The following is a 12,516-nucleotide window of genomic DNA, read 5'->3' on the forward strand; positions in this document are numbered from 1 at the left end:
TGTACACCGTATAGCTACGGCTATACGGTGTACAACATGTCTGCGTCCACGTCCTCAGGTCATCCCCAGCGCTGGCTGATCCTCGGCGTCATCTGCCTCGCCCAGCTCACCGTGCTGCTCGACAACACCGTCCTGAACGTGGCCATCCCCTCGCTCACCCGCGAGCTGCACGCGGCCACGTCCGACATCCAGTGGATGATCAACGCCTACTCCCTGGTGCAGTCCGGTCTGCTGCTCGCCGCGGGCAGCGCGGCCGACCGCTACGGCCGGAAGAAGATGCTGGTCGCGGGCCTCGCCCTGTTCGGCACCGGCTCCCTGGTGGCCGGACTCGCCGGATCCACCGGCCAGTTGATCGCCGCGCGGGCCGGCATGGGCATCGGCGGCGCCCTGCTGATGACCACCACGCTCGCCGTGGCGATGCAGATCTTCACACCCGAGGAGCAGCCGAAGTCGATCGCCATCTGGAGCGCGGTCAACGCCCTCGGTTTCGCGGGTGGCCCTCTCATCGGCGGATTCGTGCTCAACCACTTCTGGTGGGGCGCGATCTTCCTGATCAACATCCCGGTGGCGGTGCTGGGCACCGTCGCGGTGGTGGCCCTGGTCCCGGAGTCGAAGAACCCGCGCGGCGACCGGCCCGACCTGCTCGGCGCGCTGCTGTCCACCCTCGGCATGGCCTCGCTCGTGTACGCGATCATCTCCGGGCCCGTCCACGGCTGGACCTCGCCGCGCGTGCTCGGTCTGGCGGCCGTGGCGGTCCTGGTGCTGTCCCTGTTCGCCTGGTGGGAGAGCAGGGTCGCCGAGCCGATGCTCGACCTGCACTTCTTCCGGGACCGGCGGTTCACCGGGGCGGTCGCCGGGGTCGTGCTCCTCATGTTCGGCATGGGCGGGGCGCTGTTCCTGCTGACCCAGCACCTGCAGTTCGTGCTCGGGTACGGGCCGCTGGAGGCGGGCCTGCGGACCGCTCCGCTGGCCCTGACGGTGGTGCTGCTGAACTTCACCGGCCTGTCGGCGAAGTGCTCCGGCCGACTGGGTACACCGGCTTCCATCGCGCTCGGGATGGCGCTGATGTCGGCGGGGCTGGTGGCGATCGCCGAGGTGGACGCCGGGGGCTATGCGGGGACCCTGCTGGGGCTGCTGCTGATCGGCGCGGGGTGCGCCGTCGCCAACCCGGCGATGGCCCACGCCATCATGAGCGCGATCCCTCCCGAGAAGGCGGGCGTGGGGGCCGGGCTCAACGGAACGCTGGCCGAGTTCGGCAACGGTCTCGGTGTCGCCGTGCTGGGCGCCGTGCTCAGCTCTTCCGTGGCGTCGGGGCGGTCGCTGTCCGCCGGGTTGGGCGCCGGTCAGTTGGTGGGGGCCGTCGCCGTGCTGCTCGGGGGGCTCCTGGCGGCGGTGTTGCTGCGTCGGGCGGAGCGGGTGGCCGCCTGAGAGCCCGGGGGCATGGGCAGGGGTGCGGCTGGTCGCGCCCGGACGGCGGTGGCCGCGTAGGGATACCGCCCCGTGCCCCTTAAGTTGGACCAGTGGGCGGACATCAGAAAGGTGGGCCGGTGGTGAAGGAAGCAGGTCGGTCTCCGCGGACCAGCGTGTGGCTGGAGGAGAAGACCCGCCGGGGCGGCCGCAGCGGCGGTCAGCCCTCCGGGCTCGACCGTGAGCGGATCACCTCCGTGTCCGTACGGCTGCTGGACGCCGAAGGACTCGCCAAGTTCTCCATGCGGCGGCTGGCCGGCGAGCTGAACGTCACCGCGATGTCCCTGTACTGGTACGTCGACACCAAGGACGACCTGCTGGAACTCGCTCTGGACGTGGCGTTCGGCGAGCTGGGGCTGCCCGATCCGGATGCCGGCGGCGAGGACTGGCGCGAGCAACTGCGCGGGCTGGCCACCGAGTACCGGGCGCTGCTCGTGCGCCACCCCTGGCTGTCGCCGCTGGCCGGGCGCTATCTCAACATCGGTCCGAACTCGCTGGCCTTCTCCCGCGCGGTCCAGCAGGTCGTCCGCCGGGCCGGACTGCCCGTGCGCGGGGTGACGGGGGCGATCTCGGCCGTCTTCCAGTTCGTGTACGGCTTCGGCACGATCGAGGCCCACTTCACCGCCCGGATAGCGGACACCGGACTGAGCGCCGACGAGTACCACCGGCAGGCCATGGCCCTGGTGGCCGAGGCACCGGGGACCGCCGAGGTCATCGAGGAGTCGAAGGACCTGCTGGCGGCCCGTGGCGGGGACACGGTCGACGAGATGCTGGACCGGGACTTCACCTACGCCCTGGACCTGCTGATCGCCGGTATCGAGGCGATGGTCGAACGCGGCTGACCGCTTTCCGCCGGCCCCCGGTCAGTCCTGTGGGGCCAGCCGGGCCGGGAATCCCCCGGTGGCCACCGGCCCCCACCGCTGCGGGGTCACCCGGATGATCGACTTGCCCTGCCTGGCCATCGCCTGGCGGTACTCGTCCCAGTCGGGGTGTTCGCCGGCGATGTTGCGGTAGTACTCGACCAGCGGTTCCACCGCGTCGGGGGTGTCGACGACCTCGGCGGTGCCGTCGATCTGGACCCAGGGGCCGTTCCAGTCGTCGCTCAGGACGACCAGGCTGACCCGGGGGTCGCGCTTGGCGTTGCGGGTCTTGGCGCGCTCGGGGTAGGTCGACACGACGATCCGGCCCGAGTCGTCGACGCCGCAGGTCAGCGGTGAGGCCTGGGGGCCACCGTCGGCCCGGCGGGTGATCAGCAGGGCACGGTGGCGGGGGCGTACGAAGTCCAGCAACTCGTCCAGCGATACGCGTGTGTTGGTCGCGATGTTCGGTGCCATGGGGGCAGCCTAGGGGCAGCGCCTGCCCCGGTGGCTGACCCTGCTGTGCCTACGCCTGGGGCAGCGTGTCGCCCTGCACCGCCTGGATGTCCAGCTCGATCTTCAGCGTCGTACCGATCGCCGCGATACCCGCCTGCAGAACCTGGTTGTAGTTCATCGCGAAGTCCTCGCGGTGCAGTTCGGCCGTGGCCCGGAACGCGGCGCGCGTGCCGCCCCACGGGTCGGCGCCGGTGCCGAGGTAGGCCAGGTCCAGGTCCACCGGCCGTACGACCCCGTGCATGGACAGCTCCCCGTGGACCGTCCAGCGGTCGGAGCCCGCCTGGGTCAGGCCCGTCGAGCGGTAGGTGATCTCCGGATGCTGCTCGACATCGAGGAAGTCCGCGGACTTCAGATGCCCGTCGCGCATGCCGTTGCCCGTGTCGACGGACGCGGCCCTGATCACCGCCTCCACACGGGACTTGGTGACGTCGTCGGGCGCGATCTCGATCGTGCCGCCGAACTCCGCGAACCGGCCGTGCACGCTGGAGATCCCCAGGTGCTGGGCGACCGCGGCGACGGAGGAGTGCACCGGGTCGATGGTCCAGGGCCCGGGCGGCGGCAGTTCGGTGCCGCCCTGCCGGGCCAGCGTGACCGCGCCGACCTCGGCCCGGCCGCTCGCGGTGACGATGGCGCTGGACGCGGCGGGCGCGTAACCGACGGCCGTCACGATCACCGTGTAGGCGCCCGGCGCCAGCTCGGTGGCATCCCGTACGGCTCCCTCGGTGTCCGCCTCGGCCCGCAGCACCTGCGTACCGGTCATGTCGGTCACCGTGACGACCGCGTGCGACACGGCCCACCCGTCCCGCGTACGGATCTTCGCGGTCAGTCCCATCCCGTTTTCTCCCTGCAAAGCCTTACAAAATGGTCGTATGAGACCGGCCCGTGGCCAGGGCACCTCCGCTCGGAGCGTGCCCCGCCACGGGCCGGGTGGAACTACTCGCCGGGGTGGGCGAGCTGGATGTCGTGGCCGTCGGCTCCGGCGCCCACGACCGTCAGGGCCGTCGCCACCGGCGGGTAGCCGGTCGCGATGACGGTGTACTCGCCGCTGTCCAGGTCGGTGAAGGCGTATGCGCCGTCCGTGCCGGTGGTGGCGGTGCCGACCACGTTGCCCGCCTGGTCGACGAGCGTCACGCGGGCGTCGGCCAGCGGACCGTGCGGGGCCTTGACGACCCCCTGGAGACGGGCGCCGGCGTCCAGGTCGACCTCGATCCGGGTGACCCCGGTGGCACCGACCTCGACCGGCAGCGCGCGCGGCCGGAACCCGTTCGCGTTGACGGCGACGGTCACCGCGCCCGGCACCAGGTCGCCGAAGGCGAAGTCGCCCTGCTCGCCGGTGGCGGCGGTGGCCAGCAGGTCACCGCGGACGTCGGTGACGATCACCATGGCGTCCTTCACCGGCAGCGCGCTCCCGGCGGCCCGGACCACACCGGTCAGCCCGCTGGTGCCGCTGAGCAGGATGTCGTACGGCAGCGGCTCCTCGCCGACCACGATGGTGGAGGCCTGCGGCTGGTAGCCGTCGGCGGAGGCGATCAGGACGTAACTGCCGGTGCCCGGGGCGTCGACGGCGTAGGCGCCGTCGGCCTGGGCGACCGCGCGGCCCAGCTGGCGGCCGGACAGCGAGATCAGGGTGACCGCGGCCCGCGGGACCGGGGCGCTCTCGGCGCCGCGGACGAAGCCGTGCACCGGGGTGCCGCCACCGGTGCCGGGCTCGGCGAGCGTGGCGAGGGCGGTCAGCTGCCGGGCGGCGGCAGCGCCGGCCGGCGTCTCCTGGAAACGGTCCGCCGCGACGACGGGCTCGGCCCAGCTGGGCACGTTCTCCTGGACGGGCTCCTGCACGGCGGTCTCCAGCATGGTCTCGACAGGGGTGGCGGCTTCCGCGACGGCTCCGGCCTTCTCCTGCGCGGCCTGGGCCAGCGCGCCGGTCGTCCGCAGCGGGACCTCCTTGATGAACAGCACCGTGAAGAACGCGATCAGGGCGAAGGGGGCGGCGTAGAGGAAGACGTCCGCGATGCCGTGGCCATAGGCGCCCTCCAGCCAGATGCGGACCGGCTTGGGCAGCGCGTTCATGTCGGGCAGGTCGCCGCCGCCCACGGCCTTCGCCGCGGCCATCCGCGCCTTCGGGCTCAGGTCCGTGATGGAGTCCTTGGCGTAGTGCGTGATGCGCTCCGACATCACCGAGCCGAGCACACCGACGCCGACCGCACCGCCGAGGGAGCGGAAGAAGCTCACCACGGAGGAGGCGGCGCCCAGGTCCGCCGGGGCGACCTGGTTCTGCGTGGACAGCACCAGGTTCTGCATCATCATGCCGACCCCGATGCCCAGCAGCGCCATGTAGATGGACAGCTCCCAGTACGGGGTGTCGTAGCGCATCAGGCCGAGCAGAGCCAGGCCCGCCGTGAGGGAGACACCGCCGGCGACGAGCCAGCCCTTCCAGCGTCCGGTGCTGGTGATGAACCGGCCGGAGACCATGGACGCGACGAACAGGCCGCCGATCATCGGAATGGTCATGACGCCGGACATCGTCGGCGACTTGTCGCGGGCCAGCTGGAAGTACTGCGAGAAGAAGACGGTGCCCGAGTACATGCCCACACCGACGAACAGCGAGGCCAGCGAGGCCAGCGAGATGGTGCGGTTGCGGAACAGGCGCAGCGGGATGATCGGCTCGGAGGCCTTGGTCTCGGTGAACACGAACAGCAGCGTCAGCACGAGCGTGCCGCCCACCATCGTGTACGTCTGCCAGGACAGCCAGTCGTACTTGTCGTTGGCGAAGGTCACCCAGATCAGCAGCAGCGAGGCGGCGGCGGTGATGAAGAACGCGCCGAGCCAGTCCACCTTGACCTGGCGCTTGGCGACCGGCAGGTGCAGGGTCTTCTGCAGCACGACGAGCGCGATCAGCGCGAAGGGGATACCGACGAACAGGCAGTAGCGCCAGCCGAGCCAGTCGGTGTCGGTGATGACACCGCCGAGCAGCGGACCGCCGACGGTGGCCACGGCGAAGGTGGCACCGGTGTAGCCGGAGTAACGGCCGCGTTCGCGCGGGGAGATCATCGCGGCCATGATGACCTGCACCAGGGCGGACAGACCGCCGGCGCCGAGGCCCTGCACCACACGGGCGCTGATCAGCATCGCCGGGTTCTGCGCGAGGCCGGCGATGACCGAGCCCGCGACATAGATGACCAGGGATATCTGGACGAGCGCCTTCTTGCTGACCAGGTCGGCGAGCTTGCCCCACAGCGGCACGGAGGCCGTCATGGCGAGCAGGGCCGCGGTGACGACCCAGGTGTAGGCGGACTGGCCGCCGCCCAGGTCCTTGATGATCGTCGGCAGTGCGTTGGTGACGATCGTCGAGGAGAGGATGGCGGCGAACAGGCCCAGGAGCAGGCCGGACAGCGCCTCCATGATCTGCCGGTGCGTCATGGGGGCGTGCTCCGCGGAGCCTCCCCCGTGCTTGGCGTGAGCCCGCACACCGGCTGGTGTGGTCGTTGCCATGGGCTTCCTTTTCCTACGTGCTTGCGGGTGTACGGGTGGTCTCTTCGACTACGGGAGCGGTCACGGGGACCGGGAGCCGGAACGCGGTGGACCGGCAGTCGCCGAACGACTCGCGCAGGCGGGTCATCAGCCGGATCAGCTGGGCCACCTCGTCGTCGGTCCAGTCGGCGAGCCGCTCGGCGAGCAGACGCGTGGTCCGCCGGGACAGCTCGTCCAGCTGCTCCAGGCCGGCGGGCGTCAGGCGCAGGATGCGCGAGCGCTTGTCCGCCGGGTCCGGGTGCCGCTCGATCCAGCCGCGCGCGGCGACGTGCGCGACATGCCGGCTGGTGACCGACATGTCCACGGCCAGCAGCTCGGCGAGCTTGCTCATGCGCATGTCCCCGTGGCGGCCGAGCAGGGTCAGCACGGCGGCCGAGCCGGCCGGGCAGTCGGGCGGCAGGATCCGCCCCATGTCCCGTTTCACGGCTCCGACGGCACTGAGCTGACGCGCCAGCTCTTCGAACTGCGTCTGCTCGGCCATCACACCTCCCGTATTCGTTGCTTGGGGCAACCATAACGACGTTTGGTTGCTGCAGGCAAACAAATCGGGGTGCCCGCGACGCAAAAACTTGGCAAAGGCAAGTATTGCTACTGTAAATACGCAGGTCGGTGCGTGTGAGCTGCCCCCGTCTGTCCCGGTGGCCCCGCACTTGGGTCGCTCACGTGGATTCGCTAGTGTCTCGGGCCATGGCTAACACCCAGGGCCCCCAGGGCAATTACGACCCCGCCGGCAGCACCCAGATGTTCCGCGCGTTCGTCGACGAGGCTCCGCAGGGACGCCAGCCGCAGGCGGCCGCTCCCTCCGGCCCCCGCATCGGCGTGATCATCGGCGTCATCGTGGCCCTGGCCGTGGTGGCCGGCGTCGCCTGGCTGGCGCTGAAGTAGCACGCGCCCTCGGCGGTCAGCTCCACCGGACGGACACGTCCCGCGTCTCGATGTGCATGCCGAGCGGCACGCGCCAGGCGTCGACGCACACCGTCCAGGCGGGGTGCTCGCGCGCGCCCGGAGCGATCGGCGACGGGAGGTCCACCGTCGAGGTGACCGTCCCCCAGTCGATACCGAGCGCGCCGATGATGTGCGTCCCGAAACTCACCGAGCCCGAACGCACCGCCGCACCGCCGGAGTTGTGGAAGGCCACGGTCACCTTCTGGCACCAGCGCCGATCCGTGGCCTCGGTCACCGGCTTGCCCCAGGAGAGGTCGGCGGGCGCGGGAGCCCTGCTGCGGCCGGGAGTTGGGGCGGGCGAGGGGCCGGGAGGGGTCGTACGGCCGCCGGTGCCGCCGCGCTCGCCGCCGGTGCGGCCGGACGGGTCCGGCGTGGACGGGCCCGTCATGGACGGATTCGGCGTGGACGGATTCGGCGCGTCCGGTGACGGTGTGGACCGCGCCGGGCCGTCGGGTGGGGGTGGCCCGCCGCTCGGCCCGGGTGCGGAACCGGGCGTGAGCGCCGGGGGGCTGCCCGCTCCGCCGGGACCCTTTCCGCTTGCGCCGTCGAGCGGCACCAGCGACACCGAGCCTGTCGGCGCGCTCGCCGCACCCTGCTTCTGGGGACCGCCCGCCGAGCCGACCGCGACATAACCGCCGCCCGGGCCGTGGCCCGCGCACGCGGCCAGTACCCCGCCCAGGACGACGACGGCCGCCGACGCTGCCGTCACGGCGCCTCGGCGGCCACGTGTCCATGTCGTGCCCGCCGCCCCGCCCGACCCTGTCGCTCGCAGCATCGGGCAAGTGTGGATGACGGGGCATCAGAAATGAAGGGTCAGTCGGAGATCAGGCCCTCCCGCAGCTGGGCCAGGGTCCGGGTCAGCAGCCGGGAGACGTGCATCTGGGAGATGCCGACCTCCTCGCCGATCTGCGACTGGGTCATGTTGGCGAAGAAGCGCAGCATGATGATCCGGCGCTCCCGGGGCGGGAGCTTGGCCAGCAGGGGCTTCAGGGACTCGCGGTACTCCACGCCCTCCAGGGCCGTGTCCTCGTAGCCGAGCCGGTCGGCCAGGGAGCCCTCGCCGCCGTCGTCCTCGGGGGCGGGGGAGTCCAGCGAGGAGGCGGTGTAGGCGTTGCCGACCGCGAGGCCGTCGACCACGTCCTCCTCGGAGACGCCGAGCACCGCGGCCAGCTCCGTCACCGTCGGGGAGCGGTCCAGCTTCTGGGACAGCTCGTCGCTGGCCTTGGTGAGGGCCAGGCGCAGCTCCTGCAGGCGGCGCGGGACGCGGACCGACCAGGAGGTGTCCCGGAAGAAGCGCTTGATCTCGCCCACGACCGTCGGCATCGCGAACGTGGGGAACTCCACGCCCCGTTCGCAGTCGAAGCGGTCGATCGCCTTGATCAGGCCGATGGTGCCGACCTGGACGATGTCCTCCATCGGTTCGTTGCGAGAGCGGAAGCGCGCGGCCGCGTAGCGGACCAGCGGCAGGTTCAGCTCGATCAGCGTGTCCCGGACGTAGGCCCGCTCGGGGCTGTCCTCGTCGAGTGCGGCGAGCCGCAGGAACAGGGAGCGGGACAGGGTACGGGTGTCGATGTCTCCCGAGGCCGGCGGGGCCGGAGCGTCGGCGGCCGCCTGGGCGGGCGGGGCCGGCACGGCGTCGAGGGCCGTGACGCCCTCGATGCCGTCGAGGACGTCGAAAGCGTCGAGCTCCTTGGGTGCAGCCTCGCTCTTCGCGGGCGTCAGCACCTTCGAGCTGCCCTGGTCTGCGGACATGCCACCCCCTTTGGGTCGCGGGACGGTCGGGGCGGCGTCATCTTTCGAGCAACGCAGCCTTCACCTGAATACCGGAGCCGAAGGCCCGGCAAACGCGTCTCCGGCAGAATGTCACATGTCGGCAACACGCTGTAGTGACATGTCGACATGCAAGATGCGAATCCGCCCTGGAAAGAAGGGGTCTGACGCTTTTTCGGGGCTCAACTGTCGGCATCTTCGCAGGTGAGCGATTCGCTCGTGGCGGTGATGGATCGAGCGGGTTTGCGATGCAGGGGGTGTTCCCGGCTGTGCTCCCGTGCGCCTGCTGTGCTTCCCCTGCGTCCTTCTATGCGTCGATGCGATTCGCGGAGCGCAACCGCTGGAAGCTTCGGGCGAGGAGCCGGGAGACATGCATCTGGGACACGCCGAGTTCGGCGCTGATCTGTGACTGGGTGAGATTGCTGTAGTAGCGCAGGAGAAGGATTCTCTGTTCGCGCTCGGGGAGTTGGACGAGCAGGTGCCGGACCAGGTCGCGGTGTTCCACGCCGTCCAGGGCCGGGTCCTCGTAGCCGATCCGGTCCAGCAGGCCGGGCAGCCCGTCGCCCTCCTGGGCGGCCTCCAGCGAGGTGGCGTGGTAGGAGCGTCCCGCCTCGATGCAGCCCAGGACCTCCTCCTCGCTGATCCGCAGCCGTTCGGCGATCTCGGCCGTGCTCGGCGAGCGGCCGAAGAGCGTGGTGAGGTCCTCGGTGGCGCTGTTGACCTGCACCCACAGCTCGTGCAGCCGGCGCGGCACGTGGACCGTGCGGACGTTGTCCCGGAAGTAGCGCTTGATCTCGCCGACCACGGTCGGCATCGCGAAGGTGGGGAACTGCACGCCCCGGTCCGGGTCGAAGCGGTCGATGGCGTTGATCAGGCCGATGGTGCCGACCTGGATGACGTCCTCCATCGGCTCGTTGCGGGAGCGGAAGCGGGCGGCCGCGTAGCGCACGAGCGGGAGGTTGGCCTCGATCAGCGTCCCCCGTACCCGGTTGTGCTCCGGCGTGCCCGGCGTGAGCTCCTTCAGCTCGGCGAAGAGCACCTGGGTGAGGGCTCGGGTGTCGGCGCCGCGCCGCTTCTCGGGGGCCGCGGGCGCGGGGGCGGCCCCCTCCTCCTGGGGCGGCGCAGTACTGGCCGACACGGTCAACGCCACCTCTTCATCGATCAAGCATCCGTCAAAAGTGGTCATAGCATCACAAGAGATGTGCACTGTGTGCAAGCACCGCATAACACCGTGTTGTGCTCAAACAATGACAAGTTGGGGCGTAAAACGCAGGAAAGCCCCCCGCCGTACCGGCGGAGGGCTGGGGGTGCGGGGGACTCAGAATTCGTAGTCGGCGATCACCCACGTGGCGAACTCGCGCCACAGCGCGACGCCCGCCTGATGGGCCGGGTGCTCCAGGTAGCGCTGGAGGGCGGTGGTGTCCTCGACCGCCGAATTGATCGCGAAGTCGTAGGCGATCGGCCGGTCGCTGGTGTTCCAGCCGCACTCCCAGAAGCGCAGCTCCTCGATCTGGCCGCCGAGCGCCCGGAAGGCCTCCACGCCCGCCACGACTCGCGGATCGTCGCGCTCGACGCCCTCGTTGAGCTTGAAGAGGACCAGGTGGCGGATCATGGGGTGTACCTCAGCTCTTTCCTCCGTTGGCGACCCACGTCATGAAGTCGCCGATGGCCTTGGCCGCGTCCGATATGCCCTCGAAGCCTATCTGGACGTAGTCGGCCGCCTTGGCCGGGTCCGTGATGATCACGTACAGCGCGAAGACCACGAGCACGTACACGGCGATCTTCTTGGCGTTCACCGCCACCGCGGCCTCCCCTGTACTTGTGCCCTGCGGGCCCCCTGCTGCCGGCGGCGAGTGTAACCTTCACGCCCCTTTTGGGAACCAACGGCCCGCCGCCGAAAGTCCTTTGCCGGGCCCCCACGGCCGCGGCGCCGGGCAGGGCGGAGCCGGCACCCGGCGGATCCGGCAGGAGTCCGGGGGCGGGCAGGCCCCCACCACGAGGGCGCGGGCCGCCGCATCCCCCCGAAGACGGCGCGCACTTGAGGACCTCGCTCCCTCTGCGTCGCCTCCTCAGGACGCACGAAGGGCCCCGTCTTTCGACGGGGCCCTTCTTCGAGCGGTAGCGGAGGGATTTGAACCCTCGGTGACTTGCGCCACACTCGCTTTCGAGGCGAGCTCCTTCGGCCGCTCGGACACGCTACCGAGGGAGACCTTACAGCAAGGTGGGGCGTGGTTTGAAATCGGAATTCAGCGGTCCCGGAAAAACCCGGTGAGAAGCCGTGCGCACTCCGTCGCGAGAACGCCCTCCACGACTTCCGGACGGTGATTGAGCCGCCGGTCGCGGATCACGTCCCAGAGCGAGCCCGCCGCGCCCGCCTTGTCGTCCCGGGCGCCGTAGACCACCCGGTCGATCCGGGACTGGACGATCGCGCCGGCGCACATCGTGCACGGCTCCAGGGTGACCACGAGGGTGCAGCCGGCCAGCCGCCACTCCCCGAGCCGGGCGGCGGCCCGCCGGATCGCGAGGACCTCCGCGTGGGCCGTGGGATCACCGGTGGCCTCGCGCTCGTTGTGCCCGGTGGCCAGCACCGTCGTACCGTCCGGGGACAGCATGACGGCGCCGACGGGGACGTCCCCGCCCTGGACGGCCCGTTCGGCCTCGTCCAGGGCGAGCCGCATCGCGGCCCGCCAGCGGTCGCGTACCGGGTCCACGGGGCCCTGCGTGTCCTGTGGTGCGGTCAGCGGACGGTCTCCAGCACCTCCGAGGCGCCCAGGGCCTCGGCGATCGAGCTGAGCGCGTCATCGGCGTCCAGGGCGCGCAGTTCCTTCTCGCCGATGCCCAGGTCGTCGAGGATCTGGCTGTCGCCCACGGGGCTGTGCGGGACCGCGTCGGCGCCGCCCTCCTCCTCCTCGTCGTCCTCGTCGGACTCGGACTCGCCGTCCTCCGTGCCGTCGAGGTCCAGGGAGTCCAGGTCGGGGCCGTCGTCGGCACCCGGCTCCCGGCCGAGCAGCTCGTCGGTGAGCAGCAGCTCGCCGTACGCGCTGCGCTGGGCGGCGGCGGCGTCCGAGACGTAGATGCGAGGGTCGTCCTCGCCGTCCACGCGGACGACGCCGAACCAGGCGTCCTCCTGCTCGATCAGGACGAGCACCGTGTCGTCGTCGGGAGAGGCTTCCCGGGCCAGGTCGGCCAGATCCGACAGGGTCTCCACATCGTCGAGCTCTGTGTCGCTCGCTTCCCACCCGTCTTCGGTGCGCGCGAGCAGTGCGGCGAAGTACACCGTGACTCTCCCACTGGTCATAGGCGTGCCGGTTGGGGGTCCCCCCGGCGGAGGTACTTGGGCGGAGAGAGCCTGGGCTCCGAGCCCCACCCACTCGGAATCGTGGCAGAAACATGGCTTTCAGGGGACGTCTTCGGCTCCCTGTGTGTTGAGCGT

At 70.8% G+C, this 12,516-nt stretch carries 14 protein-coding genes and 1 tRNA gene; 3 read left to right on the forward strand and 12 right to left on the reverse strand.

Going from position 1 to position 12,516, the window contains the following annotated elements:
• Nucleotides 1-36: 36 nt before the first annotated feature.
• Both IO33_RS0114430 and IO33_RS0114435 read left to right on the forward strand, forming a co-directional pair.
• Complete coding sequence (locus tag IO33_RS0114430) at nt 37-1,428, forward strand: MFS transporter (protein ID WP_209438854.1); 1,392 nt, start codon at nt 37-39, stop codon at nt 1,426-1,428.
• A 119-nt stretch (nt 1,429-1,547) separates the two neighbouring features.
• Entirely contained in the window at nt 1,548-2,309 is a 762-nt protein-coding gene (locus tag IO33_RS0114435; RefSeq protein ID WP_031164565.1) for a TetR/AcrR family transcriptional regulator, read from the forward strand.
• Nucleotides 2,310-2,330: 21 nt separating this feature from the next.
• Here IO33_RS0114435 and IO33_RS0114440 read toward each other — a convergent pair whose 3' ends face one another.
• The 4 genes from IO33_RS0114440 to IO33_RS0114455 all read right to left on the reverse strand — a co-directional run bounded on the left by IO33_RS0114440 (nt 2,331) and on the right by IO33_RS0114455 (nt 6,849).
• Nucleotides 2,331-2,801 carry a PPOX class F420-dependent oxidoreductase gene (locus IO33_RS0114440; RefSeq protein ID WP_031164567.1) on the reverse strand — a complete coding sequence of 157 codons (471 nt, stop codon included), beginning with the start codon at nt 2,799-2,801 and terminating at the stop codon, nt 2,331-2,333.
• A 49-nt stretch (nt 2,802-2,850) separates the two neighbouring features.
• Nucleotides 2,851-3,672: a YceI family protein gene (locus tag IO33_RS0114445; RefSeq protein ID WP_031164570.1), complete on the reverse strand. Its 822-nt coding sequence runs from the start codon at nt 3,670-3,672 to the stop codon at nt 2,851-2,853.
• Between the two features lie 101 nt (nt 3,673-3,773).
• Nucleotides 3,774-6,257 (reverse strand): MFS transporter, encoded by a 2,484-nt coding sequence (locus tag IO33_RS0114450; protein WP_031164572.1) that lies wholly within the window; start codon nt 6,255-6,257, stop codon nt 3,774-3,776.
• Nucleotides 6,258-6,342: 85 nt separating this feature from the next.
• Complete coding sequence (locus IO33_RS0114455) at nt 6,343-6,849, reverse strand: MarR family winged helix-turn-helix transcriptional regulator (RefSeq protein WP_031164575.1); 507 nt, start codon at nt 6,847-6,849, stop codon at nt 6,343-6,345.
• Nucleotides 6,850-7,055: 206 nt separating this feature from the next.
• On the opposite strand from IO33_RS0114455, the gene IO33_RS0114460 reads away from it, so the two are divergent.
• Entirely contained in the window at nt 7,056-7,253 is a 198-nt protein-coding gene (locus IO33_RS0114460; protein ID WP_031164577.1) for a hypothetical protein, read from the forward strand.
• 16 nt (nt 7,254-7,269) lie between these two features.
• On the opposite strand, the gene IO33_RS0114465 is transcribed toward IO33_RS0114460, so the two are convergent.
• From IO33_RS0114465 to IO33_RS0114500, 8 genes are all read right to left on the reverse strand, one after another.
• Nucleotides 7,270-8,022, reverse strand: a complete 753-nt coding sequence (locus tag IO33_RS0114465; protein WP_245235783.1) for a hypothetical protein — start codon at nt 8,020-8,022, stop codon at nt 7,270-7,272.
• Nucleotides 8,023-8,126: 104 nt separating this feature from the next.
• Entirely contained in the window at nt 8,127-9,065 is a 939-nt protein-coding gene (locus IO33_RS0114470) for an RNA polymerase sigma factor SigF (RefSeq protein ID WP_031164581.1), read from the reverse strand.
• Nucleotides 9,066-9,390: 325 nt separating this feature from the next.
• Nucleotides 9,391-10,269 carry an RNA polymerase sigma factor SigF gene (locus IO33_RS0114475; protein WP_078963625.1) on the reverse strand — a complete coding sequence of 293 codons (879 nt, stop codon included), beginning with the start codon at nt 10,267-10,269 and terminating at the stop codon, nt 9,391-9,393.
• Between the two features lie 132 nt (nt 10,270-10,401).
• The gene (locus tag IO33_RS0114480; protein ID WP_031164585.1) at nt 10,402-10,695 is read right to left on the reverse strand and encodes a Dabb family protein; all 294 of its coding nucleotides are present in this window, start codon (nt 10,693-10,695) and stop codon (nt 10,402-10,404) included.
• A gap of 10 nt (nt 10,696-10,705) precedes the next feature.
• Nucleotides 10,706-10,885 carry a hypothetical protein gene (locus IO33_RS0114485; RefSeq protein WP_031164587.1) on the reverse strand — a complete coding sequence of 60 codons (180 nt, stop codon included), beginning with the start codon at nt 10,883-10,885 and terminating at the stop codon, nt 10,706-10,708.
• A 314-nt stretch (nt 10,886-11,199) separates the two neighbouring features.
• Nucleotides 11,200-11,284 (reverse strand) — tRNA-Ser (locus IO33_RS0114490).
• Between the two features lie 45 nt (nt 11,285-11,329).
• The gene (gene tadA / locus IO33_RS0114495) at nt 11,330-11,761 is read right to left on the reverse strand and encodes a tRNA adenosine(34) deaminase TadA (RefSeq protein ID WP_031164589.1); all 432 of its coding nucleotides are present in this window, start codon (nt 11,759-11,761) and stop codon (nt 11,330-11,332) included.
• 59 nt (nt 11,762-11,820) lie between these two features.
• Entirely contained in the window at nt 11,821-12,360 is a 540-nt protein-coding gene (locus IO33_RS0114500) for a tRNA adenosine deaminase-associated protein (RefSeq protein ID WP_031164592.1), read from the reverse strand.
• Nucleotides 12,361-12,516 lie beyond the last annotated feature (156 nt).

Origin of the sequence: Streptomyces durhamensis (assembly GCF_000725475.1) — a bacterium.
GTDB classification, from domain to species: Bacteria; Actinomycetota; Actinomycetes; order Streptomycetales; family Streptomycetaceae; genus Streptomyces; species Streptomyces filipinensis.